Genomic DNA, 24,263 nt, shown 5'->3' with positions numbered 1-24,263 from the left:
TCAACAGGAGATTCCACCAGTCACCTCTTAGTACTTCAGCAGGTTCGCGTCGTCGACGGACGCGGACCTGCGGGTTCGGAAGATCGTCACGATGATCGCCAGGCCGACCACGACCTCGGCCGCGGCCACCACCATCACGAAGAACGCGATGATCTGGCCTTCCAGGTTGCCGACCTGCCTGGAGAAGGTGACGAAGGCGAGGTTGCAGGCGTTGAGCATGAGCTCCACGCACATGAACACCACGATGGCGTTGCGCCGGATCAGCACGCCCAGAGCGCCGATGGCGAACAGCAGGCCGGACAGGACGAGGTAGTGCGTCGTCACTTGGTCACCTCATTGTTCTGCTCGCTGTCATCCCGCTCGCCGTCCCGCTCGATGGCGCGCTCCTCGGCGTCTTCCTCGGCCGTGTGCTTGATGGCCTCGGCGAGCTTCGGGTCGGCCGGCAGGTGGTCGTGCTCCACGTCGTAGCGGGCGATGTAGCGGTTGACCGAGGTCGGGGCGACCGACCCGTCGGGCAGCAGCGCAGGCATGTCGATGGCGTTGCTCCTGGCGTAGGTGCCGGGGCCCGGCAGCGGCGACGGCTGGTCGCCGAGGAACCTGGCGCGGGCCAGGTCCTTCTGCGTCGGCTTGTCGGTGAGCCGCTCGCGGTGCGCCAGCACCATCGCGCCCAGCGCCGCCGTGATCAGCAGCGCGGAGGTGATCTCGAACGCGAAGACGTACTTGGTGAACAGCAGCAGCGCGATCGAGCGGATGTAGCCGCCCTGCGCCGTGGCCTGCGCCAGCCCCGCCTGGTCGGCGAAGATCGCGTTGCCGAAGGCCAGGATGATCAACACCAGGAAGCCGAGGGCCGCGAGGGTGGCCCAGACGCGCTGGCCCTTCAGCGTCTCGACGAAGGAGTCGGAGGAGTCGACGCCCACCAGCATGAGCACGAACAGGAACAGCATCATGATGGCGCCGGTGTAGACGATGATCTGCACCGCGGCCAGGAAGGGCGCGTCCTGCACGGCGTACAGGACCGCGAGGCTGAGCATCACCGTGCCGAGCATCAGCGCGGAGTACACGGCCTTCCTGTTGAAGACCATGCCGAGCGCGGCGCCGACGGACACGACGGCGAGCACCCAGAAAGTGATGGTCTCACCCATTGGTCCGCCCCAGCCGGTAGTAGTCCTCTTCGGTCTCACCGAGCCGCATGGGGTGCGGCGGCTGCTCCATGCCCTGCGTCAGCGGCGCGAGGAGCATCTCCTTGGTGAAGATGAGGCTCTCTCGGGAGGTGTCGGCGAGCTCGTACTCGTTGGTCATGGTGAGCGCCCGGGTCGGGCAGGCCTCGATGCACAGACCGCAGAGGATGCACCGCAGATAGTTGATCTGGTACGTGCGCCCGTAACGCTCACCCGGCGAGAACCGCTCCTCGTCGGTGTTGTCCGCGCCCTCGACGTAGATCGCGTCGGCCGGACACGCCCAGGCGCACAGCTCGCAGCCGACGCACTTCTCCAGCCCGTCAGGCCAGCGGTTGAGCTGGTGACGCCCGTGGAAGCGAGGAGCCGTCGGCTTCTTCTCCTCCGGGTAGTTCGTCGTGACGGGCTTCTTGAACATCGTGTGGAAGGTGACCCCGAAGCCCTTGACGGGGTTCAGCCAATCAGTTAGTCCCACTGGGAATCTCCTTGTGCTGCACCCCGTGGTAGTGCGGCAGATCGAGCGGCGGCACCGGGAAGCCACCTGCCGTCGGCTCTTCGGACAGTTCCTCGAACTCGGCTTCGACCTGGGCCTTCCGGTCCTCCTTGCGCCGCTGGTTGACGGTGTCGAACCGCATCCAGATGGCCAGCCCACCGATCACGATGACCCCGGTCACCCCGAGGGCGATCATCCGGGACTCCTCGTTGAGCATCACGCTGCGCACGCCGGCCACGAGCATGATCCACGCCAGGTTGACGGGGATCAGCACCTTCCAGCCCAGCGACATGAGCTGGTCGTAGCGCACGCGCGGCAGCGAGGCCCGCACCCAGATGATGAAGCTGAAGGTGAGCACGAACTTGACGAGGAACCACAGCACCGGCCAGTAGCCCTGGTTGGCGCCCTCCCACCAGGAGATCGGGATCGGCGCCCGCCAGCCGCCGAGGAACAACGTCACGGCGATGCCCGAGGCGGTGAAGGTGTGCAGGTATTCGCCCATCATGATCAGGGCGAACTTCAGCGACGAGGAGTATTCGGTCTGGAAGCCTCCGACCAGCTCGCCCTCGCCTTCGGGCAGGTCGAACGGGATGCGCGCGGCCTCGCCGAACATGCAGATCACGTAGATCACGAACGACGGGATCAGCAGGAACACGAACCAGGTCTGCCCCTGCGCGTTGACGATCTCCGAGGTGGACAGCGTCCCGGCGAACAGGAAGATGGCCACGAACGACAGGCCCATGGCGATCTCGTACGAGACCACCTGCGCCGCGCTTCTGAGACCGCCCAGCAGCGCGTACGGCGAGCGCGACGACCAACCGGCCAGCACCACGCCGTAGACCGACACCGCGCCCATGGCGAGCATGAACAGCACCGCCACCGGCAGGTCGACCAGCTGCAGCGGCGTCTGCACGCCGAACAGGTTGACCATCCCCGCGAACGGCACGATCGAGAAGGCCAGGAAGGCCGGGATCACCATGATGACCGGGGCCAGCAGGTAGAGCACCTTGTCCACGGTCCGCGGGAAGATGTCCTCCTTCAGACCCATCTTCAGGCCGTCGGCCACCGATTGCAGGAGGCCGAACTTTCCGGCCCGGTTGGGGCCGTACCGGTTCTGCATCCTGGAGATCAGCTTGCGCTCGAACCAGACGCCGAACAGGATGCCCAGCATCAGGAAGGCGAACAGCAGCACGGCCTTGATGATCGTGATCCACAGCGGGTCCTTGCCGAAGTCGGCGAGGGTGGGATCGGCCGCGAGAACGTGGGTCATGAGGCGCTCCCGATGGTGACGATGTCGCCGGCCACCGCGTGCAGGTCACGGGTGACCGAGCAGCCGCCGGAGTTCGCAGGCACCCAGACGACCCGGTCCGGCAGATCGGCGACGCGCACGGGCAGGGTGACGCTGTCGCCCACGACGAGCTTGTCGCCGTCCGCGACGCCGAGCTCGGCCGCCGTGCTCTCGGAGACCAGCGCCTCGGCGGCGCGGGCGGTGCCCGCCAGGTACGGCTCGCCGTCCTGCAGCCTGCCCTCGTCGAGCAGCAGGTGCCAGGTCGCCAGCAGCGCCTCGCCGGCCGCCGGGGCGCCCTGGGCGCGGGTGGCGGTGTGCGGGGCGGTGACGCGGCTGCCGCGCCAGGCGCCCAGGCCGGACAGCTCCCGCCGGGCGGCCTTGGCGTCCGGCAGGCCCAGGTGGACGTCCATCCGGTCGGCCAGGTTGCCGATCACGGCCAGGTCGCTCTGCAGGCCGGGCACCTTCAGCGGCGCCTCGAACGAGCGGCCCCTGCCCTCCCAGTTGACGAACGTGCCGCCCTTCTCCTGCACCGCGGCGACGGGCAGGACCACGTCGGCGCGGTCGGTGACGGCGCTGGCGCGGATCTCCAGGCTGACGATGAACGGCGTGTGCTCGAGCGCGTCGAGCGCCGCCACGGGGTCGGCCAGGTCGTAGGGGTCGACGCCGGCCACGACCAGCGCGTCCAGCTCGCCGGCGCGGGCGGCCTCCAGGATGCCGGTCGTGTCGCGGCCGGGGGTGGCGGGCAGCGAGGCCACGTTCCACGCCCTGGCCACCTCGGCCCTGGCGGACTCGTCGTCGACCGGGCGGCCGATCGGCAGCAGGTTGGGCAGCGCGCCGGCCTCGACCGCGCCGCGCTCGCCGGCCCTGCGCGGCACCCAGGCGAGCCTGGCGCCGGAGGCGTTGGCGAGCCGCACCACGGCGGACAGCGCGCCGGGCACGGTGGCCAGGCGCTCGCCGGCGAGCACGATCGCGCCCTCGGCGAGGGTGCCGACCAGGTCGCCGATCGCGTCGGCCTCGGCGCCGGGCGCGGTGCGGATGAGCGTGCCGCCCATCTTGGCCAGGCCGGGCGAGGCGAACGGGGCGATCGAGGTGACCTTGAGGCCCTTCTTCTGCCACGCCTTGCGCAGGCGCAGGAAGACGATCGGCGACTCCTCCTCGGGCTCGAACCCGACGAGCAGCACGTGGGGGGCGTTCTCGAGGTCGGTGTAGCTGACCTCGATGCCCTTGCCGGCCACCGCGTGGGCCAGGAACTGCGCCTCCTCGGCGGAGTGCGGCCGGGCGCGGAAGTCGATGTCGTTGCTGGCCAGGGCCAGGCGGGCGAACTTGGCGTACGCGTACGAGTCCTCGACCGTGACCCGGCCGCCGACCAGCACGCCGGCCTTGCCGCGGGCCTTGGCCAGGCCCGCGGCGGCCACCGCCAGCGCCTCCGGCCACGAGGCGGGCACGAGCACGCCCTCCTCGTTGCGGACCAGCGGCGTCTTCAGCCGGTCGGGCTGCTGGGCGTAGGTGAAGGCCCAGCGGCCCTTGTCGCAGTTCCACTCCTCGTTGACCTGCGGGTCGTTGCCCGCCAGGCGGCGGGTGACCCGGCCGCGCCGGTGGTCGGTGCGCTGGGCGCAACCGGCGGCGCAGTGCTCGCACGCGCTCGGCGTGGAGACCAGGTCGAACGGGCGGGCCCGGAACCGGTAGGCGGCGCCGGTCAGCGCGCCGACCGGGCAGATCTGCACCGTGTTGCCGGAGAAGTAGGAGTTGAACGGCTTGCCCTCGGCGGTGCGCACCTGCTCCTTGGCCCCGCGCTCGAAGAACTCGATGAGCGGGTCGCCGGCGATCTGGTCGGAGAAGCGGATGCACCGGGCGCACTGGACGCAGCGCTCGCGGTCGAGCAGCACCTGCGTGGACAGCGGCAGCGGCTTGGGGAAGGTCCGCTTCTGCTCCTGGAACCTGGACTCGCCCTGGCCGTTGGACATGGCCTGGTTCTGCAGGGGGCACTCGCCGCCCTTGTCGCAGACCGGGCAGTCGAGCGGGTGGTTCATGAGCAGCAGCTCCATGGCCCCGCGCTGCGCCTTCTCGGCGACCGGCGAGGTGAGCTGGGTCTGCACGACCATGCCCTCGGCGACCTCGATCGCGCACGACGGCTGCGGCTTGGGGAAGCCGCGGCCGTTGCCCGCGTCGGGGATGTCGACCAGGCACTGGCGGCAGTTGGCCGCCGGGTCGAGCAGCGGGTGGTCGCAGAACCTGGGGATCTGGATGCCCAGGAGCTCGGCGGCCCTGATGATCAAGGTGCCCTTGGGCACGCTGACCTGGAACCCGTCGATGGTCAGGGTCACCAGGTTCGTCTCGGTCTCTACGACTGTCACTGCTCACCCCAGAGAGTGGACTTCTTCGGGTCGAACGGACAGCCGCCGATCTCGAAGTGCTTGAGGTACTCCTCGCGGAAGTACTTCACCGAGGAGTGGATCGGGCTGGTCGCGCCGTCGCCCAGAGCGCAGAACGAGCGTCCGAGGATGTTGTCCGCGATGTCGGTGATCGTGGTCAGGTCCTCCTCGGTGCCCTGGCCCTTCTCCAGGCGCTTGAGCACCTGCTTGAGCCAGTACGTGCCCTCGCGGCAGGGCGTGCACTTGCCGCAGGACTCGTGGGCGTAGAACTCGGTCCAGCGCAGCACCGTGCGGACCACGCAGGTGGTCTCGTCGAAGATCTGCAGGGCGCGGGTGCCGAGCATGGAGCCCTTGGCGCCGACCGCCTCGAAGTCGAGCGGCACGTCGAGGTGCTCGTCGGTGAAGATCGGCGTGGAGGAGCCGCCCGGGGTCCAGAACTTGATCTCGTGGCCGGCCCTGATGCCGCCCGCCATGTCGAGGAGCTCGCGCAGCGTGATGCCGAGCGGCGCCTCGTACTGGCCGGGCCGGGTGACGTGGCCGCTCAGCGAGAAGATGCCGAAGCCCTTGGACTTCTCGGTGCCCATCCCGGCGAACCAGTCGGCGCCGTTGCCGATGATGGAGGGAACACTGGCGATCGACTCGACGTTGTTCACCACAGTCGGCGAGGCGTACAGGCCCGCCACGGCGGGGAACGGGGGCTTGAGTCGCGGTTGACCTCTGAAGCCCTCCAGCGAGTCGAGCAGCGCCGTCTCCTCGCCGCAGATGTACGCGCCGGCGCCGCTGTGCACGACCAGCTCGAGGTCGTAGCCGGAGCCGAGGATGTCGGTGCCGAGGTAGCCCTTCTCGTACGCCTCCCGCACGGCCGCGTGCAGCCGCCGGATCACGTGGAGCACCTCGCCGCGCACGTAGATGAAGGCGTGGTTGGCCCGGATCGCGTAGGACGTGATGATGATGCCCTCGACCAGCGCGTGCGGGTTGGCCATCATCAGCGGGATGTCCTTGCAGGTGCCCGGCTCCGACTCGTCGGCGTTGACGACGAGATAGTGCGGCTTGCCGTCGCCCTGCGGGATGAAGCCCCACTTCATGCCGGTGGGGAAGCCCGCGCCGCCACGGCCGCGCAGGCCCGAGTCCTTGACGGCCTGGATGACGGCGTCGGGGTCCATCGCCAGCGCCTTCTTCGCCGCCTCGTACTCGCCGTAGACGTCGAGGGTGAAGGAGTTGGGCTGGTCCCAGTTCGCGGTCAGGACCGGTGTCAAAGTCGTGCTCATGCCTCGGGGGCCTTCCATCCGTTGGCCTTGGCGACCTTCAGGCCCTCCAGCGAGGCGCCGGCGGCCGACGGGCCGTCAGCGGCCAGGTCGTCGGGCAGGCCGGCGAGCACGCGCGAGGCGTCCTTGAAGCTGCAGAGCTTCTTCGGGCCGCGGGTCGGCCGCACGTCCTTGCCGTCACGCAGGTCGTCGACGAGCTGCTTGGCCGACTCGGGGGTCTGGTTGTCGAAGAACTCCCAGTTGACCATCATGACGGGGGCGAAGTCGCAGGCCGCGTTGCACTCGAGGCGCTCCAGCGAGATCTTGCCGTCGGAGGTCGTCTCCTCGTGGCCGACGCCGACGTGCTCGGTCAGCTCGTCCCAGATCTGGTCGCCGCCCATGACCGCGCACAGCGCGTTGATGCACACGCCGACGTGATAGTCGCCGGCGGGCTTGCGCTTGTACATCGTGTAGAAGGTCGCGACGCCGGTGACCTCGGCCTTGCTGATGCCCAGCATCTCCGCGCAGAACTCCTGCCCGTCGTCGGAGACGTAGCCGTCCTCCGACTGCACGAGGTGGAGCAGCGGCAGCAGTGCGGAGCGCGTCTTCGGGTAACGCCCGATGATCTCCTTGGCGTCCCGCTCCAGACGCTCCCGGATCTCCGGTGAATAAGTCACCGGTCCACACCTCCCATGACAGGGTCGATAGAAGCCACCGCGGCGATCACGTCGGCGACCTGGCCGCCCTCTGCCATCGCGGGGAAACCCTGCAGGTTGCAGAAGGACGGCTCGCGGAAGTGCACGCGGTAGGGGCGGGTGCCGCCGTCGCTGACCACGTGGGCGCCGAGCTCGCCCTTGGGCGACTCGATGCTGGCGTACGCCTGCCCGGCCGGCACCCGGAAGCCCTCGGTCACCAGCTTGAAGTGGTGAATGAGCGCTTCCATCGAGGTGCCCATGATGTGGGCGATGTGGTCGGGCGAGTTGCCGAACCCGTCGGGGCCGAGCGCGAGCTGCGCGGGCCAGCCGATCTTCTTGTCCTCGATCATCACCGGGTCGCCCTTGAGCGGGCCGGCGATGCGGTCGAGCGCCTGCTCAACGATCTTGAGGGACTCTTCCATCTCCTTCATGCGCACGAGGTAGCGCGAGTAGACGTCACAGCCGCGCTCGGTGGCGACGTCGAACTCGTACGTCTCGTAGCCGCAGTAGGGCTGCGACTTGCGCAGGTCCCACGGGAGGCCGGCGGCGCGCATGATCGGGCCGGTGATGCCCAGGGCCATGCAGCCGGTCAAGTCGAGGTAGGCCACGTCCTGGGTGCGGCGCACGTAGACCGGGTTGGCGTCGAGGAGCTTGCGGATGTCCTTGATCCGCTTGGGCATCTCCTTGAGGAACTCGCCGACCTTGTCGACCGCGCCCGCGGGCAGGTCGACGCTCACGCCGCCCGGCCTGATGTAGGCGTGGTTCATCCGCAGACCGGTGATGTACTCGAAGAGATCCATGATCATCTCGCGGTCGCGATAGCCGAAGAGGAACGGCGTGGTCGCGCCCAGCTCCATGCCGAACGTGCCCATCGCGACCAGGTGCGAGGAGATCCGGTTGAGCTCCATCATCATCACGCGGATGGCCTGCGCCCGGTCCGGGATGCGGTCCTCGATGCCGAGCAGCTTCTCCACGCCCAGGCAGTAGGCGGTCTCGTTGAAGATCGGCGAGAGGTAGTCCATGCGGGTCACGAACGTGGTGCCCTGGGTCCACGTCCGGTATTCCATGTTCTTCTCGATGCCGGTGTGCAGGTAGCCGATGACGCTGCGCGCCTCGGTCACCGTCTCGCCGTCGAGGGTCAGGACCAGGCGGAGCACGCCGTGCGTGGACGGGTGCTGCGGCCCCATGTTGACGACCAGGCGCTCTTCTTCGGTGTCACGCGCTCCGGTGACGACCTCGTCCCAGTCGCCGCCGTTGACCGAATAGACCTTGCCCTCGGTCGCCTCGTCATAAGCGGTGCTCACGAGTAGCTCCTCCTCTGGTCGGGCGCGGGGATGGTGGCGCCGCGGTATTCGACCGGGATGCCGCCGAGCGGGTAGTCCTTGCGCTGCGGGTGGCCGTCCCAGTCGTCCGGCATCATGATCCGGGTGAGCGCGGGGTGACCGTCGAAGATGATCCCGAAGAAGTCGTACGCCTCACGCTCATGCCAGTCGTGACCAGGGTAAACGCCCACGGTCGATGGAATGTGCGGGTCGGAGTCGGGGGCGCTGGCCTCGACGCGTACGCGGCGGTTGTAGGTGATCGAGCACAGGTGGATGACCGCGTGCAGCTCCTCGCCCGTCAGGTGCGGGTAGTGCACGCCGGTGACGCCCAGCGAGAGCTCGAAGCGCAGGGCCGGGTCGTCGCGCAGCTTCTGGACGACCTCGACCAACCGCTCCCGCTTGACGTGCAGGGTCAGCTCACCGCGGTCGACGACCACGCGCTCGATGGCGTCGTCGAGGGCCAGGCCGTCGACGACCTCGTCGAAGTAGCCGCCGTACGGGCGGGGCGTGGACAGCTGCGGCGCCCGGCGCACGACGAGGCCGCCGTAGCCGGAGGTGTCGCCGGAGTCCTGGGCGCCGAACATGCCGTGCCGGGCGATCGGCGCCTCGGGGACGGCGGGAACCGCGGCCTCGGGGGTCTCACCGCTTTCCGGGCTGCCGGGGAGGTTGTCGGGCGAGGTCACTTCGAGGCTCCCTGGTCGATCAGCGGCAGCGGCCGCAGCGCCTGCAGCTCGAGCTCCTCGATCTGCTTGGCGCGGTGGGCGCCGAACTTCATGTTCTGGATCTTGTCGTGCAGCTTCACGATCGCGTCGATCAGCATCTCGGGCCGCGGCGGGCAGCCCGGCAGGTAGATGTCGACGGGCACGACGTGGTCGACGCCCTGCACGATCGCGTAGTTGTTGAACATGCCGCCGCTGGAGGCGCACACACCCATGGAGATGACCCACTTCGGCTCGGCCATCTGGTCGTAGATCTGCCGCAGCACGGGCGCCATCTTCTGCGAGACGCGGCCGGCGACGATCATGAGGTCGGCCTGGCGAGGAGACGCCGAAGCGCGCTCCATGCCGAAGCGCGCCAGGTCGTAGTGGGGGCCGCCGGTGGCCATCAGCTCGATGGCACAGCACGCGAGGCCGAATGTGGCGGGCCACACGGAGTTCTTGCGCGCCCATCCGGCGGCCGCCTCGACCGTGCTGAGGATGAACCCGCTGGGGAGTTTCTCTTCAAGTCCCATTTTCAGTCCCAGTCCAGACCCTTGCGGCGCCACACGTACGCATAGGCGACGAGCACGGTGACGATGAACAGCACCATCTCCACGAGCGCGAACAGCCCCAGGCCGGAGCTGAGCACCTGGCCGGCGTCGTTCGTCTGCGGCGCGAACGAGACCGCCCATGGGTAGAGGAAGATGATCTCGATGTCGAACACGATGAAGAGCATCGCGGTGACCATGTACTTGAGCGGGAACCGTCCACCACCGACGGGCTGGGGCGTCGGCTCGATGCCGCATTCATAGGCGTCAAGCTTGGCGCGGTTCCAGCGCTTGGGGCCGGTGAAGGGAGCGATGGCGACCGAGAAGATCGCGAAGCCCCCCGCGAGAACGGCGAGCACCAGGATGGGCACGTAAAGGTCCATCGCTACGCCTCCTCCGGAGTCGCCGCGCGCGCGGGCGCGCAGCCGGATCTGTCAATTCTGAGATTCATGCTGGTGGCGCGACCTTCGAGAGAGCGTTAATGATCATGTCTGACGCATCGCCTCGCCGGTCGGTGAGATTACCAAGGAGTTTGATGGCGAAGCGCATCAGCCTCGGGTGAGGCAGACCGTGCCTGGTGCCGAAGCCCATCACGCCCGGCTTTCCGATGAGCTCGACGAACAGCCTGCCCAGGGTGAAGTAGCCGCCGTAGGCGTCCTTCAGCACCTGAGGATAGGTCCTCAGAGTGCGTTCCTGCTCCGCGGGGGTGGTGCCCCTGAGGGCCTTGGCGATGACCTCCGCGGCTATCTCGCCGGTCTCCATGGCGTAGGCGATGCCCTCGCCGTTGAACGGGTTGATGGACCCGCCCGAGTCGCCCACGAGCACCAGGCCCCGCGTGTAGTGCGGCTGCCGGTTGAAGGCCATGGGGAGCGCGGCGCCGCGAATGGGGGCCGTCATGTTCTCCTCGGTGAACTCCCACTCGGGAGGCATGGCCTTGCACCAGGTCCGCAGCAGGTCCCGGTAGTCGATGTTCTTGAACTGCGCGCTGGTGTTGAGCAGCCCGAGACCCACGTTGGCGGTGCCGTCGCCGACGCCGAAGATCCAGCCGTAGCCGGGCAGCAGCTTCTCCTGCGCCCACAGCTCCAGCCAGATCTCGAGGTAGTCGTCGTCGTGGCGCGGGCTCTCGAAGTACGTCCGCACCGCCACGCCCATCGGGCGGTCCTCGCGCTTGTGCAGCCCCATGCCCAGGGCCAGCCGGGTGCTGTTGCCGTCGGCGGCCACCACCACGCGGCTGCGGTATTCGCGGCCGTCCTTGGTCGTCACGCCGACGATGTGGCCGCTGCGGTCGTCGAGGACGGGCCCCGTGACGGTCACGCCCTCCATCAGGCGCACGCCGTTCTTGACCGCGTTGGCGGCGACGATCTGGTCGAAGTCCTGGCGGGTGCGCACGAGGCCGAAGTCGGGGAAGCGCTCGAGCTGGGGCCAGTCGAGGTCGAAGCGGTGGCCGCCGCCGACGACGCGCAGCCCCTTGTTCCTGATCCAGCCGGGAGCGTCGATGTCGACGCCCATGTTGAGCAGCTGCTTGACCGCCCGCGGCGTCAGCCCGTCGCCGCAGACCTTCTCGCGGGGGAACCTGGTCTTCTCCAGGAGCAGCACGTCGAGCCCGGCCTGAGCGAGGTAAAAGGCGGCTGCGGAACCGGCGGGACCGGCGCCGACGACGATGACGTCAGCGTCAGCCTTCGTGGCTGTTGGCACGGTCACTGTCCTGTCCTACACGCTCGAAGGCCTCGGGGGTGTGCTGCCTTCGTTCCTTTGTGAACCCCTTCACAAACTTGTCGGCCCGCAGTCTACTGCTTTTCCAGTACATAGTGGCAGTCGGGGTGCTGTTCTGTGATCCAAGAGGAACGGTGTGTCGCGTGTGGTCTCACGCCGGCTTGAACCCTCTGTGCAGGGCGACGATGCCCATCGTGAGATTGCGCCAGGCGACCCGCTCCCAGCCGGCGTCCTGAATGGTCCGGGCCAGCGTGCGCTGGTCGGGCCAATCCCGGATCGACTCCGCCAGATATTCATAGGAATCGTCATTCGAGCCGAACACCTTGGCCACTTTTGGCAGCAGCTTCATCAGATATTCGCGGTAGACGAGATCGAAGGGCCCGTACTTCACGTGGGAGAACTCCAAGATCACCAACCGGCCGCCCGGCCTGGTCACGCGCAGCATCTCCCGCAGCGCCTGCTCGGTGTCGTGGACGTTGCGCAGCGCCACCGAGATCGTCACCGCGTCGAACACGTCGTCGGCGAACGGCAGCCGCAGCGCGTCGCCCGCGATGAAGGGCACCCCGTCACCCGACAGCGCGTTGCCGCCGTGGCGGCGCACGCCGGTGCGGAGCATGCCCAGCGAGAAGTCGGACGCGATGGCCCGCGCGCCCAGCGTGGTGAACGCGTCGGTGGACGTGCCGGTGCCGGCGCCCAGGTCGAGCACGAGCTCCCCGGGGCCCGCGTCGACGGCCGCGGCCACCGCCTTGCGCCACATCCTGACCTGCCCGAGGGAGATCACGTCATTGACCAGGTCGTAGCGCCGGGCGGTGCGATCGAACATCGCGGCGACCTCGTCCGGCTGTTTGTCCAACTGAGCGCGCGTCATAGCCCAAGACTATGGGGTGCCTTCCAGGCCCATACCCGGGGCCATGAACACGACATTTAACGGAAAGTAGCAGCGAGACTACTGAACGTCTGCTAAAACTTGGCGAATGCTTGCCCGTGTCGCCCTTGCGGCGCTCATCGCCTCGGCTCCCACGGCGCATTTCCGCGTCGTCTCGGCCGACCCGGTAGACAGCACTCCCCACGTGCTCGACGGCATCGTCAACGCGATCACGGTCGTCGGCGACACCGTCGTGGTCGGCGGCTCCTTCAGCGAGGTGAGCGACGCCGCCCGCACCACCGCCTACCCGCGCTCCAACCTCTTCGCCTACAGCCTGACCACGGGACGGGTCCTGCCGGACTTCGCGCCGGTCGTCCCGGGCCCCGTGTACGGCCTGGCCGCCGGCGACCAGGGCACCGTCTACGTCGGCGGCGAGTTCATCGGCGTCAACGACTCGCCCGCCAGGTCGCTGGCCAGGCTCAAGCTCTCCGACGGCTCGCTGGTGACCGGCTTCGCGCCGCGCATCGGCGGCGGCATGGTCTCGACGCTGGCCAGGCAGGGCTCCAAGCTCTACGTGGGCGGCGACTTCACCAGCCCGCGCACCGCGCTGGCCAGGATCGACGCGACGACGGGCGCGGCCGACCCGGCGTTCGGCATCACGCCCGGCGGCTCGCTCACGCCCAGCGTGAAGGTCTACGCGATCGCCGCCACCCGCTACCGGCTCCTCGTGGACGGCTCGTTCACCACGCTCGACGGCCGGTCCAGGCCGCAGCTCGGGCTCATCGACATCAGCGGCCCCACCGCCAGGCTCGCACCGTGGCGGACCGAGGCGTACGCGCGCCCGTGCATGAGCGCGTTCCCCTCGTACGTGCGCGGCCTGGACTTCTCACCCGACGGCCGCTATTTCGCGGTCGTCACCACCGGCGGGCCCAAGGGCGGGATGTGCGACACGGCCGCCAGGTTCGAGACCTACACCAAGGGCGCCACCATCAAGCCGACCTGGGTGAACGCCACCGGAGGCGACTCGCTCTACGCGGTTTCCGTGACGGGCGCGGCGGTCTACGTCGGCGGGCATCAGCGCTGGCTGAACAATCCGCAGGGGCGGGACTCCGCCGGCCCCGGAGCGGTCTCACGCCCGGGGATCGGCGCCATTCATCCGACTACGGGAATGGCCCTCAGTTGGAATCCCACACGGGAGCGCGGCATCGGCGTGAAGGCGTTTTACGCGCATCGCAGTGGACTACTTGTCGGTAGCGACACAACCCGACTCGGACGGGAGTACCATGCCCGGATTGGCATGTTCCCCCTGCCCTAGTCGTCTTGCGGCTTCGGCCGGTCGATCTTGTTGCTGATGCGCTCACTCACGGCATCACGCTGCTTGCTGAGCAGGACGTAGCTCGCTATGCCGCTGATCAAGAAAGACGCGGCGATCAGCGCCAGCGGGTTTTGCAGGCCGAGCAGCCACAGCACCCCGAGAGTGACCACAAAGATGCCGATGCGCGACAGTGTGTAAACGAGAACAGGAGGCACAGGTTCGAGGTTACTCGGACCCGTGGACCGGTCGCTCTTCGCATCGAACGCGAGCGATGCTACTGTTCCCAGTCAGGGAGTTTCGTAAAGAAACACCCACGAGAGCCCCAAAGAGGCTCTATCATATAACAATCGGGCAGTCAGCTGATAACAACCCGTGATCTTTGCAGAAAACCACGGATAAATCAGGCTTCGCTCGACACACTGGTTACCTGTCCGCCCGCTGGCAGGAAGCGGGATGCGAGGGGGAGAGATTGGTGGAGAGTAGCAGCGAGCGTCTGCTGACCCCAGGAGAGGTTGCCGCCCTCTTCCGGGTAGACCCAAAGACGGTTACACGCTGGGCTGCGGCAGGCCGCATCAGCAGTATCCGCACCCCCGGAGGGCACCGGCGGTTCCGCGAGTCGGAAGTGCACGCCCTTCTACGTGGCGAGGACGTTTTGACGGCCGACAGGCCGGCAGGTGAGTCCCCGCGCGTCTGACCGTGCAGACGGTGATCCTGCGACGGCAGGATCACCGCCGGCGCGACCACTGTTCGCGTGCTTTCGGCCCACACTTCCGTCCGGCAGCATGAGGCGGCGCCAACCGCCGACCGTGGTTGGCGCCTGTCTGGTCGCTCAGGCGTCCTCCTGCCGCGCCTTGAAGGCCAGGAACTCACGCTCCAGTTCGTCGTTCTCCTTCTCCCACTGGTTGCGGCGCTCGGCCAGCTCCTCCTCCGTCAGCGCCTCCGGCAACCACTGGTCGTAGTCGGGATCACCGGGCTGCACCTCGACGTACGCGTTCCCGATCAGACGCCCGTCTTCGCTGGTCAGGCTCTGCGGCACGCGCAGGGTCCCGTCCGCGAGCCGGATGACGTACATGTCCGATCACCTAGATTCCGTAGCGCCGGTTGAAGAAGAGCATGATGTCCAGCGCCATCCGCGTGTCTCCCCCGAGCATGTCCACGAGGGCCGGACGCTGGCGGGAGGCGATGGCGGCGAAGGCGTCGGCGAAGAACTCCTTGCGGCCGAGCCCTCCGCCCTGGCGGTGGAAGGTCGAGGCCAGCAGCGGCATGGCCGTGTCGTAGAGGCGGACGAACTCGGGGGAGTCGGAGACCCAGCCGCCGTACGCCGAGTCGATGTCGTCGATGGCGTGGCCGACCTCGTGCATCATCACGTCCGGGGTCGGTGACGGGCGGTCACCCACGACGATCTTGCGGTCGCCGTACGCGCCCGCGCAGATGTCCCAGGTGGCGCGGCCCGACGGGAGCGGGGCGCCGCGTAAGTAGCCCATGTCGTCGAGGTCCGGGACGCCGCCGCGGCCGACGTAGATGCCCTCCAGCCCGGCCGCGAGCTTCTCCTTCAGCCGCTCCGGCAGGCGGGCGAGGCTCTCCACGGCGCGTACGACGTCCGCCGACGGCGGGCCCTGCCTGGCGTCCCACTGGCGGTGCAGGATGGACTCCAGCTTGCCGCAGTGGCGCAGGCCGTCGCCCATGGACGGGATGCCGGGCCGGTTGGGCTGGGCCCTGGGCTGGTCGTCGAGCTCGAAGTCGTACCAGGTGTAGCGGGGGCGTTCGACCACGGCCGCGGGGAGTCGCTCGCCACGCTCGCGCAACGAGAACCCGTCCCAGCTCGTCTCGGAGGGCCGTCGTACCTCGTCGCCCGGCCACGCCATCCGCTCACCTCGCTCGTCACCCGGCCATCTCGTCCCCTCGCGCTCTGCGGCTCGCCCAGGCCGGCCTCTGGGCATGTCGGGCCCCCGCCCCCTGTTCTTGCGTGCCTTGGCGTCCGCGCGGCTCTCAAAGGGCTTCTCACGGGCGTTGAACCAGACGGAGCGCTCCGCGTCGGGGGGAGCCTCGCCGCGCCGCGAGAAAAGGTACGACCCGCGCCGCCACCAACGGCCGCGCCGATGCCGGCCCTTGTCACCAGACGCCTTGGAGTCAGAAAAGGCCATCGCACCTCTCAACGCCCGTGGAGTCCGGCTGCTTCGCCGCATCGGCCTCCACGGTACGACGCATGTCTTCCCCTAGTCACCTGAAATGGGACATCGGGAAGCACGATCACGTCGCGGATGGCTTACAGTTCAGGAATGGCAGGTGTACTGATCGGCCTGGCGCTGCTGGTCTTCTGGCTCTTCTCGCTGTTCGACGTGGTCACCGCACCGGAAGATGAGGTTCGGAACGTACCAAAGGCCCTGTGGATCCTGATCGTCGTCCTGATCCCGGTGCTCGGCGGTCTGGTGTGGATGGCGCGCGGCCGCCCGCGGGCCCCGCGCGCCGCGTGGCCGGTGCCCCCGGGTCCGGGCATGCCGAAGGGGCCGGACGACGACCCCGACTTCCTGCGCGACCTCGACCGCCGCATGCGCGGCGACGACGTCTGAGCCGATCAGACGTCGGCGTAGCTGTGCAGGCCGCTGATGAAGATGTTGACGCCGATCAGGTTGAACATCAGGCAGGCGAACGCCACGAGCTGCACGATCGTCGCGGCCCTGCCCCGCCAGCCGGCCGTCACCTTGGCGTGCAGGTAGGCGGCGTAGGCCACCCAGGTGATGAACGACCAGACCTCCTTGGGGTCCCAGCCCCAGTAGCGGCCCCACGCCCGGTCGGCCCAGAGCGCGCCCGCGATCACCGCGAACGTCCACAGCGGGAACGAGAACACGATCGCCCGGTGCGCCACCCGCTCCAGGTCGGCCCGCGAGGGCAGGCGTGACATCCCGTCGCCGCGCACCAGGTAGAGGACCCCGGCGACGCCGGCCAGCGTGAACAGGCCGCTGGCGATGATCGCGGCGGTGACGTGGATGGCGATCCAGTACGAGTCCAGCGCGGGCACGACGGGCCCGGCCGCCGTGTAGAAGAACTTGACCGCCATGCCGAGCCCGAGCGCCGCCGTGATCATCACGAAGGCGCCGAGGAAGCGCACGTTGTAGCGGATCTGGGTGCCGAGGAACGCGGTCACGGCGGCGAAGCAGATGGCCACCACGAACTCGTACATGTTGCCCCACGGCCACCGGTCCACGGCCATGCCGCGGGTGGCGATGGCGGCGAAGTTGGCCGCCCAGCCGACCCAGGCGAGCACCAGGGCCACCTTGCCGGCCCTGAGCCCCCCGCCCGACGGCTCCTTGGTCTGCGGGCTGGCGACAGTGTCATCGACTGGGCCGTCGACCGGGGGCGCCGCGTCGGCCCCGCCCGCTCCGACCGCGACCGGCTGCTTGGCCTCGGACCGCTCGACGGCGGCCGCCCTGTCCGGCCGGGACCTGCCGAAGGCCAGCTCGATCGCGAACCCGACCATGGCGAGGAAGTACAGCACAACGGCGGCGACGACGAAAAGGTCGCTCAGCTCCGCGAGTTGCTCAGCGGACATCCTTTTCTCCTGCGGATAGAACCTTGACGATCTCGGCGAACTCCTCGGCGAAGCCCGCCGCGGAGCCTTCTGTACGGGTCAGGCCGCCCACCTCGACCACGCCGCTCCCGATCCGCACGAACACCCTGCGGCGGCGGATCATCAGGGACAGCGCGATGGCGACGACGGCCGTGGCAGCGGCGAACAGCACCGGCATGCGACCGGGGTCGTAGGCCGTCTGAAGCGTGATCCACTGCTTGACCCCGGTGAACTCCAGCTTGCCCGCCCCCTTGGGCAGGTCGATCGACTGGCCGACGGCGAGCGGCTTGGGCACGCTCTTGCCCATGATCAGCGGGGTGAGCTTCTTCATGAGCTCGGGCGGCGCGAGCTCGTAGACCGACCGCGGCTGGCCGGAGCGCAGCCCCAGGTCGCCGGTGAAGGCCCCTATGAGCTGCACCTCGGGGTTCAGCTCGCCGGGGAAGGCCGAGGCGTACGTGCCGTCCGTGAGCGGCACGCTGGTGGGCAGGAACTGCAGCAGGAACCCGAGCTGCGACGGCTGCGCGTCGGGCACCTTGACCACGCATCCCGAGGTCATCGTGGCCTTGGCCTCGATGAGGCACGGCACCGGGCCCTCGAAGGCGACCTGCCCCTTGCCGTCGGTGACCTTGAAGACGGGGGCGTAGCCGTTGCCGATCAGGTAGGTCTGCGTGCCGTTGATCTCCAGCGGGTCGTTGACCTTGAGGTCGTACGCGCGGGCGGGCGACCCCGGCGAGTCGTTGACCTTCAGGCGGGCCGTGTAGTCGAGCGCCTGGCCCCGCTTCTCCCCCGTCACCTGGTAGGCGACCTTGAAGTCCTCCAGCTGGAAGGAGAACGGCTCCAGCGACTCGGCCGAGACCTGGCTGCCGGGGATGAACCGGTCGTAGGCGGCCACCGTGTTGGCGAACCCGTCGCCCTCGACGACCAGGACGTTGCCGCGGTAGCCGAACAGGGAGCCGAAGCCGACCGCGAGCAGGATGGCCAGCAGGGCGACGTGGAAGAAGAGGTTTCCGGTCTCGCGCAGATAGCCTTTCTCGGCCGACACCCACCCGTCGCCGGTCACGACGCGGAAGCGCAGCTTGCGCAGCCGCGCGGCGGCCTCGCCGGCGTCCAGGTCGCTCTCGAACGAGGCGGAGTGGGGCAGGCGCGACAGGCGCTTGGGCGCGGCCGGCGGCTTGCGGCGCAGCTCGCGCACGTAGGTGGCGGCGCGCGGGACGACGCAGCCGATCAGCGAGGTGAACAGCAGCAGGTAGATCGCCGCGAACCAGACCGAGGTGAACACCTCGAAGAGCTGGAACCTGTCGTACCACTCGGCCAGCGTGGGGCTCTGCTGGTAGAGCTGTGCCACCTTGTCGGGGTCGACGCCGCGCTGCGGCACCAGCGAGCCCGGCACCGAGGCGAGCGCGAGCAGGAAGAGCAGGATCAGCGCCGTCTTCATCGAGGTGAGCGTGCGCCAGCCCCACCGCAGCCAGGCGACCGGCCCGAACCCCGCCTGCTGCGGCGTCCGCTCCTTCTCCAGCTCCTTGACGCTCATCAGATCACCGGCACGAATCCGCCGATGAGGCCCTGCATGGCAGCGATCATCTCTCCCCACAGCCCGGTCACGAGCAGCACCCCGACGGCCACCATCATGCCGCCGCCGATCCTGGTGATCAGGCGCGAGTGCTTGCGGATGGCCCGGAACGTGCGCAGGGCCCTGCTGTACGCGAGCGCCGCCACCACGAACGGCAGCCCGAGGCCGAGCGCGTACGCGACGGCCAGGAGGGCGCCACGCGCGGCGCTGCCCTCGTTGAGCCCGAGCGCCAGCACGACGGCCAGCGTGGGCCCGATGCACGGCGTCCACCCCAGCCCGAACACCACGCCGAGCAGCGGCGCCCCGGCGAGGCCCGCCGCGGGCACCTTGTGGATGCGCACGTCACGCATCAGCCCGGGGACGAGCCCCAGGAACGCGAGCCCGAGCAGGATGGTCAGCACCCCGAGCACCCGGGTGATGATCTCGACGTGGCCCAGCACGACCGAGCCGAGCCCGCCGAACAGCGCCCCGCTGAGCACGAACACCAGCCCGAACCCGGCCACGAACAGCACCGCCCCCAGCACCAGCCGCCCCCGCTTCGGGTCGGCGCTCATGCCGGTCACGTACGACAGGTAGCCCGGCACCAGCGGCAGCACGCACGGCGACAGGAACGACACGACCCCGGCCAGCACCGCGATCGGCACCGCGAGCAGCAGCGAGCCCGAGGCCACGACGTCACTCATCGCGCACCTTGGTCACGGTGTTGAGCAGGTCGGTGTACTTGACCGCGCCGAGCGCCCTGGCGGCGATCCTGCCCTGCTTGTCGATGATCAGCGTGGACGGGATGGCCGCGGGCGGCACCGTGCCCTGGAAGGCCAGCGCGACCTTGCCCGGCTGGTCGAAGATGTGCGGGTAGCCGGTCTTCTCGGTGCGCTCGAACGCCAGCGCGTCGGCCTGGCGGTCCTTGAAGTCGACGCCGATGAACTCCACGCCGCCGGCCTTGGTCTTGGCCGCGACCTCCTTGAGCACCGGCGCCTCCGCCCGGCACGGCCCGCACCACGACGCCCAGAAGTTGATCACCACGACCTTGCCCTTGTGCGCGGCCAGCGAGGCGGTGGACCCGTCGAGGGTCGGCCCCTCGACCGCGGGCGCGGCCTTGCGCTCTCCGGCGTCGAACACCTGCATCTTCCCGTCACCGGCGACGAAACGGGTGTCGCCGGCCTGCGGCTGGCCGCCCTGGTTGCCCGCGCAGCCGGCGACCAGCAGGCCCAGGAGGAGGAGAGAGATGGACTTGGCGCGCACGGAGGAAGATCTCCTTGTACTACAACCGGTAGAGCTTGCAACTCTACCGGCGAGCCCCCTCGCTCCGGACATCAGGCCCCGGGAACGGACGGACCGGACTGAAGCGACCCGGCGGGCTCGCTGTAGCCGATGCTCACGAGGCGGTCGCCGTCGAAGGAGAGCGTGGTGAGGCTGGCCAGCGCGCACTGCCTGCGCCGCGGGTCGTGCCAGAGCCGGCGGCCCTCGGCGGCCGACCTGATCGTCCAGATGGGGAGCTGGTGGCTGACGAGCACCACCTCGTGCCCGCGCGCCGCCGCCCTGGCGTCGTCGATCACCGACTTCATGCGCCGGACGATCGACGGGTACGCCTCGCCCCAGGACGGGCGCAGCGGGTTCCAGAAATAGCGGTAGTTGCGCGGGTTTCGCAGGATTGCCAGGCCCTGGCCGACCGGGCGGCCCTGGAGCAGGTTGCCCGCCTCGATCAGGCGCTCGTCCTGGACGATGTCGAGGCCGAGCTTCTCGGCGAGGGGCGCCGCGGTCTCGAGGGCGCGCTCGAGCGGGGAGCTGTAGATGGCGACGATGTCGCGGCCGCCCACGGCCTTGGCGACCGTCTCGGCCATGAGCTTTCCCGTCTCGGACAGGTGGTAGCCCGGGAGCCTGCCGTACAGGACGCCGGCGGGATTGTGCACCTCGCCGTGGCGCAGCAGGTGGACGACGGTGGATTCTGCCATGGTGTGCCACAGCCTATCCGCTCCCCCTCTATGAGCAGCGTGAGGCCCGGCGGCTCAGTTGACGGCCCAGGCGTTCTCCTGCTTCCTGCTCGCCTCGGCCAGCGCCTCCACCATGGCCCTGATCGCGGGACGGCGGGCCGCGTCCGTGCGCCACACGGCGTAGATGCGCCGCGTCTGGCGTGGCCTGATCGGCACGAGCCGCACGCCGTCCGGCACGCAGTCCCGGCCGAGCCGCGGCACGATCGCGCACCCCAGCCCGCCCGCCACCAGCGCGAGCTGGGTCGGGTACTCGTCGGCCATGCACGCGATCACGGGCTCAACCGAGGCGTTGCGCAGGGTGAAGACGAGCCAGTCGTGGCAGACGGTGCCGGGCGAGCCGCTGATCCAATGGTCGTCGCGTAGCTGGGCGAGCTCCAGCTCCCTGCCGTGGGCCAGCGGGTGGTCGGCGGGCACCGCGATGTCGGCCACGTCGTCGAGCAGCGTGGCCCTGGACAGGCCCTCGGGCAGGGCCATGGGCCGGTTGAGCCAGTCCTGGATGACGCCCAGGTCCAGCTCGCCCCTGGACACCTCGCGCACCACCCGCTCCGGCTCGCGCTCGCTGAGCTGGACCCACAGGTCGGGGTGGCGCTCCCGGAGCGAGACGAGCGCGCCGGGCATGAGGCCGCGGGCGGCGGTGGGGAAGGCCGCGATGTTCAGCCGGCCGACGACCTCGCCGCGCAGCGCCTCGAAGTCCGCCTCGGCGGTCTCGACCAGGGCGAGGATGCGCTCGGCGTGCTCGGCCAGGAGGCCGGCCGCGTCCGTGAGGCGCACGCCGCGCCCGTTGCGCTCCATGAGCCGGGCGCCGGTCTCGCGCTCCAGCTTGGCGATCTGCTGGGAGACCGCCGAGGGCGTGACCATGAGGGCGTCGGCCGCCGCGCCGACCGACCCGTAGACATGCACCGCATGAAGGGCCTTGAGCCGGTTCAAGTCCAACATGTAAGTCATCCTAAATGGTTTAGCGTAGAAAGTCTCGCTTGTCGTTGAATGTGTAGCGGATGAAAATAGATGCATGAGAATCCTTAAGACGAAGAAGCAGCAGCCGAGCTCCGCGTCCTACCTCAAGGTGCTGGCCGAGCAGGCGCGCGAGCAGCGCATCCGCTACCAGAAGCCCGCTCGCTGAGTGAGACCCCGCCACCTCGCCCTCGCCATCGGCTTGGCAGCCGTGTGGGGCTTCAACTTCGTAGTGATGCAGGCCGGCCTGCGGCACTTCCCGCCGCTGCTGTACGCGGGCATCAGGTTCGCCCTCGCGGCGTTCCCCGCCCTGCTGTTCGCCGGCCGCCCGGGAGTCCCGTGGCGCTGGGTCGCGGGGGTGGCGGCCACCATCGGGGTCGGCCAGTTCGGATTCCTGCTCGTGGGCATGCGAGCGGGCATGCCGGCCGGACTGACCTCACTAATTAGCAACCCAATGGGAAACCTGCTCATCAGCCTGCCGCCCTACCGTCGCGCCTGGTCAAGGCCGTAGCGGCAGTCCATTTCGCAGATTTCCCATTGTCAGGCCATCTTCACCGTGTTGTTCGCGGTGACGCTGCTCAAGGAGCGGCTCACCGCCCGCCGCGTGCTCGGGCTGGGCGTCGCCTTCGGCGGCCTGGCCCTGGTCGCGCTCGACTTCGGAGTGTCGGGCCCCTTCGGGGCCTTCGCCCTCTGTCTGGCCGCGGCGGCCGCCTGGGGCCTCGGCAACGTGGTTCAGCGCAAGGCCGCGCCGCCCGACTCGTTCCGCTTCATGGTCTGGGTGAGCGCCTTCTCCGCGATCCCGCTCCTGCTCCTGTCCCTCTGGCTGGAGGGCGCGCCGGTGCTGGACCCGGCCGCTGAGGGGTGGCTCTCGCTGCTGTACGTGGCGTTCGTCTCCACGCTCGGCGGCTTCGGCGTCTGGGGCTGGCTCCTGCGCCGGTACGACGCCTCCACGGTGGCGCCGTACACGCTGCTGGTGCCGGTGTTCGGCATGTCGTCGGCGGCGCTGGTGACCGGCGAGCCGATCTCCTGGCTGAAGCTGGTGGCGGCGGCCCTGGTCATCTCGGGCGTCCTGTACGCGGGCACGAAGCCCCGCCGGGCACTCGCCGCCACCACCCCTTAGAGCGCGGCGGCAGCCGCCTTCGCCGCCGCCGGCAGCGCCTCGGCCACGCGGCCCAGCGCCTCCTCGTCGTGGGAGGCCGACAGGAACCAGGCCTCGTACGCCGACGGCGGCAGATAGACGCCCTGGTCGAGCATCGCGTGGAAGAACGCGGTGAACGCGGCGGTGTTCTGCGTCTTGGCCTCGGCGAAGTTCGTCACCTCGGCGTCCGTGAAGAAGATCGAGAACAGGTTGCCCGCCCGCTGCAGCCGGTGCGGCACCCCGGCGGCCGACAGCGCCTCCGAGGCCGCGTCGCCGACGGCGAGGGCTGCGGCGTCCACCCGCTCGTAGGCCACGTCGTCCAGGGCGCGCAGCGTGGCCAGGCCGGCCGCGCAGGCCAGCGGGTTACCCGACAGCGTGCCCGCCTGGTAGACGGGCCCCTCGGGCGCGAGCAGGGCCATCACCTCGGCCCGTCCGCCGAAGGCCGCGGCGGGCAGGCCGCCGCCCATGACCTTCCCGAACGTCATCAGGTCGGCCTCCACCGGCTGCAGGCCGTACCAGCCCGCGGGCGAGACGCGGAACCCCGTCAGCACCTCGTCGACGATGAGCAGCGCGCCGTGGGCCGTGCACAGCTCGCGCAGGCGCGCGTTGAACCCGTCCTTCGGCGGGACGATCCCCATGTTCGCCGGGCAGGCCTCCGTGATCACGCACGCGACCTCGACCTCGGCGAAAGCCGCCTCGACGGCCTCGATCGAGTTGTACGGCAGCACGATCGTGTCCGCCGCCGACGCCCCGGTCACGCCCGGCGTGTCGGGCAGCCCGAACGTCGCCACCCCGGACCCGGCCGCGGCCAGCAGCGCGTCGACGTGCCCGTGGTAGCACCCGGCGAACTTGATCACCTTCGACCGCCCGGTGAACCCCCTGGCCAGCCGCACCGCGCTCATCGTCGCCTCGGTGCCCGAGCTGACCAGCCGCACCTTCTCGACCGGCGCCACCCTGGCCACGATCTCCTCGGCCAGCTCCACCTCGCCGGGGGTGGCGGTGCCGTAGGAGAACCCGTTGGCCACCGCCCCGGACACGGCCTCGACGACCGCGGGGTGCCGGTGCCCGAGGATCATGGGGCCCCAGGAGCACACCAGGTCGACGTACCGGTTGCCGTCGGCGTCGGTGATGTAGGGGCCCTGGCCGGAGACCATGAAGCGCGGCGTCCCGCCGACCGCGCCGAACGCACGCACCGGCGAGTTGACACCCCCGGGCACGATCCGGCGGGCGCGGGCGAACAGGTCCTCGGAGTTCTGTGTACGGCTCACCCGACCCAGGTTAGCCGGGACAGCCCCCGGCTCCCCGGCCGGGAGTTAT

28 protein-coding genes are annotated in these 24,263 nt (G+C 69.4%); 5 read left to right on the top strand and 23 right to left on the bottom strand.

Annotated elements, in window-relative coordinates:
* Nucleotides 1-27: 27 nt before the first annotated feature.
* From nuoK to H4W80_RS38095, 13 genes are all read right to left on the bottom strand, one after another.
* On the bottom strand, nt 28-324 hold the full coding sequence (gene nuoK, locus H4W80_RS38155) for an NADH-quinone oxidoreductase subunit NuoK (protein WP_185069996.1): 297 nt from the start codon (nt 322-324) through the stop codon (nt 28-30).
* Entirely contained in the window at nt 321-1,142 is an 822-nt protein-coding gene (locus H4W80_RS38150; RefSeq protein ID WP_192789493.1) for an NADH-quinone oxidoreductase subunit J, read from the bottom strand. The genes nuoK and H4W80_RS38150 overlap by 4 nt, the downstream gene beginning before the upstream one ends.
* Complete coding sequence (nuoI, locus tag H4W80_RS38145) at nt 1,135-1,650, bottom strand: NADH-quinone oxidoreductase subunit NuoI (RefSeq protein WP_185069994.1); 516 nt, start codon at nt 1,648-1,650, stop codon at nt 1,135-1,137. Before nuoI ends, H4W80_RS38150 begins: the two co-directional genes overlap by 8 nt.
* On the bottom strand, nt 1,637-2,938 hold the full coding sequence (gene nuoH, locus H4W80_RS38140; RefSeq protein WP_192789492.1) for an NADH-quinone oxidoreductase subunit NuoH: 1,302 nt from the start codon (nt 2,936-2,938) through the stop codon (nt 1,637-1,639). The genes nuoI and nuoH overlap by 14 nt, the downstream gene beginning before the upstream one ends.
* Nucleotides 2,935-5,310 (bottom strand): NADH-quinone oxidoreductase subunit G, encoded by a 2,376-nt coding sequence (locus H4W80_RS38135; protein ID WP_192789491.1) that lies wholly within the window; start codon nt 5,308-5,310, stop codon nt 2,935-2,937. The genes nuoH and H4W80_RS38135 overlap by 4 nt, the downstream gene beginning before the upstream one ends.
* A complete protein-coding gene (gene nuoF / locus H4W80_RS38130) occupies nt 5,307-6,596 on the bottom strand; it encodes an NADH-quinone oxidoreductase subunit NuoF (protein WP_192789490.1) in 1,290 nt (429 codons plus the stop codon). Before nuoF ends, H4W80_RS38135 begins: the two co-directional genes overlap by 4 nt.
* Nucleotides 6,593-7,249: an NADH-quinone oxidoreductase subunit NuoE gene (gene nuoE, locus H4W80_RS38125; RefSeq protein ID WP_192789489.1), complete on the bottom strand. Its 657-nt coding sequence runs from the start codon at nt 7,247-7,249 to the stop codon at nt 6,593-6,595. The genes nuoF and nuoE overlap by 4 nt, the downstream gene beginning before the upstream one ends.
* Nucleotides 7,246-8,571, bottom strand: a complete 1,326-nt coding sequence (locus H4W80_RS38120) for an NADH-quinone oxidoreductase subunit D (RefSeq protein ID WP_192789488.1) — start codon at nt 8,569-8,571, stop codon at nt 7,246-7,248. Before H4W80_RS38120 ends, nuoE begins: the two co-directional genes overlap by 4 nt.
* Complete coding sequence (locus H4W80_RS38115; RefSeq protein WP_192789487.1) at nt 8,568-9,272, bottom strand: NADH-quinone oxidoreductase subunit C; 705 nt, start codon at nt 9,270-9,272, stop codon at nt 8,568-8,570. Before H4W80_RS38115 ends, H4W80_RS38120 begins: the two co-directional genes overlap by 4 nt.
* Nucleotides 9,269-9,820, bottom strand: coding sequence for a NuoB/complex I 20 kDa subunit family protein (locus H4W80_RS38110; RefSeq protein WP_185069987.1), 552 nt, complete (start codon nt 9,818-9,820; stop codon nt 9,269-9,271). Before H4W80_RS38110 ends, H4W80_RS38115 begins: the two co-directional genes overlap by 4 nt.
* Before the next feature lie 2 nt (nt 9,821-9,822).
* On the bottom strand, nt 9,823-10,218 hold the full coding sequence (locus tag H4W80_RS38105) for an NADH-quinone oxidoreductase subunit A (RefSeq protein ID WP_185069986.1): 396 nt from the start codon (nt 10,216-10,218) through the stop codon (nt 9,823-9,825).
* A 64-nt stretch (nt 10,219-10,282) separates the two neighbouring features.
* The gene (locus H4W80_RS38100) at nt 10,283-11,536 is read right to left on the bottom strand and encodes a geranylgeranyl reductase family protein (protein WP_192789486.1); all 1,254 of its coding nucleotides are present in this window, start codon (nt 11,534-11,536) and stop codon (nt 10,283-10,285) included.
* A 163-nt stretch (nt 11,537-11,699) separates the two neighbouring features.
* Complete coding sequence (locus H4W80_RS38095) at nt 11,700-12,416, bottom strand: demethylmenaquinone methyltransferase (protein WP_192789485.1); 717 nt, start codon at nt 12,414-12,416, stop codon at nt 11,700-11,702.
* 106 nt (nt 12,417-12,522) lie between these two features.
* On the opposite strand from H4W80_RS38095, the gene H4W80_RS38090 reads away from it, so the two are divergent.
* Nucleotides 12,523-13,728, top strand: a complete 1,206-nt coding sequence (locus H4W80_RS38090) for a delta-60 repeat domain-containing protein (RefSeq protein ID WP_192789484.1) — start codon at nt 12,523-12,525, stop codon at nt 13,726-13,728.
* On the opposite strand, the gene H4W80_RS38085 is transcribed toward H4W80_RS38090, so the two are convergent.
* Nucleotides 13,725-13,943 (bottom strand): DUF4229 domain-containing protein, encoded by a 219-nt coding sequence (locus H4W80_RS38085; protein ID WP_192789483.1) that lies wholly within the window; start codon nt 13,941-13,943, stop codon nt 13,725-13,727. The genes H4W80_RS38090 and H4W80_RS38085 overlap by 4 nt on opposite strands.
* 257 nt (nt 13,944-14,200) lie before the next feature.
* Here H4W80_RS38085 and H4W80_RS38080 point away from each other — a divergent pair, with 257 nt between their 5' ends.
* Nucleotides 14,201-14,422 (top strand): BldC family transcriptional regulator, encoded by a 222-nt coding sequence (locus H4W80_RS38080; RefSeq protein ID WP_026214226.1) that lies wholly within the window; start codon nt 14,201-14,203, stop codon nt 14,420-14,422.
* 135 nt (nt 14,423-14,557) lie between these two features.
* On the opposite strand, the gene H4W80_RS38075 is transcribed toward H4W80_RS38080, so the two are convergent.
* Nucleotides 14,558-14,800, bottom strand: a complete 243-nt coding sequence (locus tag H4W80_RS38075) for a hypothetical protein (protein ID WP_192789482.1) — start codon at nt 14,798-14,800, stop codon at nt 14,558-14,560.
* 10 nt (nt 14,801-14,810) lie between these two features.
* Nucleotides 14,811-15,593, bottom strand: a complete 783-nt coding sequence (locus H4W80_RS38070; protein ID WP_225963881.1) for a hypothetical protein — start codon at nt 15,591-15,593, stop codon at nt 14,811-14,813.
* 414 nt (nt 15,594-16,007) lie between these two features.
* On the opposite strand from H4W80_RS38070, the gene H4W80_RS38065 reads away from it, so the two are divergent.
* Nucleotides 16,008-16,298, top strand: a complete 291-nt coding sequence (locus tag H4W80_RS38065; RefSeq protein ID WP_185069979.1) for a PLD nuclease N-terminal domain-containing protein — start codon at nt 16,008-16,010, stop codon at nt 16,296-16,298.
* Nucleotides 16,299-16,303: 5 nt separating this feature from the next.
* Here H4W80_RS38065 and ccsB read toward each other — a convergent pair whose 3' ends face one another.
* The 6 genes from ccsB to H4W80_RS38035 all read right to left on the bottom strand — a co-directional run bounded on the left by ccsB (nt 16,304) and on the right by H4W80_RS38035 (nt 21,793).
* Nucleotides 16,304-17,278 (bottom strand): c-type cytochrome biogenesis protein CcsB, encoded by a 975-nt coding sequence (ccsB, locus tag H4W80_RS38060; RefSeq protein WP_192789480.1) that lies wholly within the window; start codon nt 17,276-17,278, stop codon nt 16,304-16,306.
* Nucleotides 17,268-18,827 carry a cytochrome c biogenesis protein ResB gene (gene resB / locus H4W80_RS38055; protein WP_192789479.1) on the bottom strand — a complete coding sequence of 520 codons (1,560 nt, stop codon included), beginning with the start codon at nt 18,825-18,827 and terminating at the stop codon, nt 17,268-17,270. The genes ccsB and resB overlap by 11 nt, the downstream gene beginning before the upstream one ends.
* A complete protein-coding gene (locus tag H4W80_RS38050; protein ID WP_192789478.1) occupies nt 18,827-19,549 on the bottom strand; it encodes a cytochrome c biogenesis CcdA family protein in 723 nt (240 codons plus the stop codon). The genes resB and H4W80_RS38050 overlap by 1 nt, the downstream gene beginning before the upstream one ends.
* A complete protein-coding gene (locus H4W80_RS38045; protein ID WP_318787253.1) occupies nt 19,542-20,108 on the bottom strand; it encodes a TlpA family protein disulfide reductase in 567 nt (188 codons plus the stop codon). The genes H4W80_RS38050 and H4W80_RS38045 overlap by 8 nt, the downstream gene beginning before the upstream one ends.
* A gap of 71 nt (nt 20,109-20,179) precedes the next feature.
* On the bottom strand, nt 20,180-20,818 hold the full coding sequence (locus tag H4W80_RS38040) for a histidine phosphatase family protein (RefSeq protein ID WP_192789476.1): 639 nt from the start codon (nt 20,816-20,818) through the stop codon (nt 20,180-20,182).
* Between the two features lie 54 nt (nt 20,819-20,872).
* Nucleotides 20,873-21,793, bottom strand: a complete 921-nt coding sequence (locus H4W80_RS38035) for a LysR family transcriptional regulator (RefSeq protein ID WP_192789475.1) — start codon at nt 21,791-21,793, stop codon at nt 20,873-20,875.
* A 184-nt stretch (nt 21,794-21,977) separates the two neighbouring features.
* Here H4W80_RS38035 and H4W80_RS61545 point away from each other — a divergent pair, with 184 nt between their 5' ends.
* Complete coding sequence (locus tag H4W80_RS61545; RefSeq protein WP_318787252.1) at nt 21,978-22,319, top strand: EamA family transporter; 342 nt, start codon at nt 21,978-21,980, stop codon at nt 22,317-22,319.
* 57 nt (nt 22,320-22,376) lie between these two features.
* The gene (locus H4W80_RS61540) at nt 22,377-22,928 is read left to right on the top strand and encodes a DMT family transporter (protein WP_318787637.1); all 552 of its coding nucleotides are present in this window, start codon (nt 22,377-22,379) and stop codon (nt 22,926-22,928) included.
* Here the strand turns inward: H4W80_RS61540 and hemL are convergent.
* Entirely contained in the window at nt 22,925-24,214 is a 1,290-nt protein-coding gene (gene hemL, locus H4W80_RS38025; protein WP_192789474.1) for a glutamate-1-semialdehyde 2,1-aminomutase, read from the bottom strand. The two genes, H4W80_RS61540 and hemL, sit on opposite strands and share 4 nt — an antisense overlap.
* Nucleotides 24,215-24,263 lie beyond the last annotated feature (49 nt).

Source organism: Nonomuraea angiospora (genome assembly GCF_014873145.1).
GTDB lineage: Bacteria > Actinomycetota > Actinomycetes > Streptosporangiales > Streptosporangiaceae > Nonomuraea > Nonomuraea angiospora.
The sequence above is the reverse complement of the archived record's forward strand: the minus strand, read 5'-3'. Positions and strand labels throughout refer to the sequence as shown.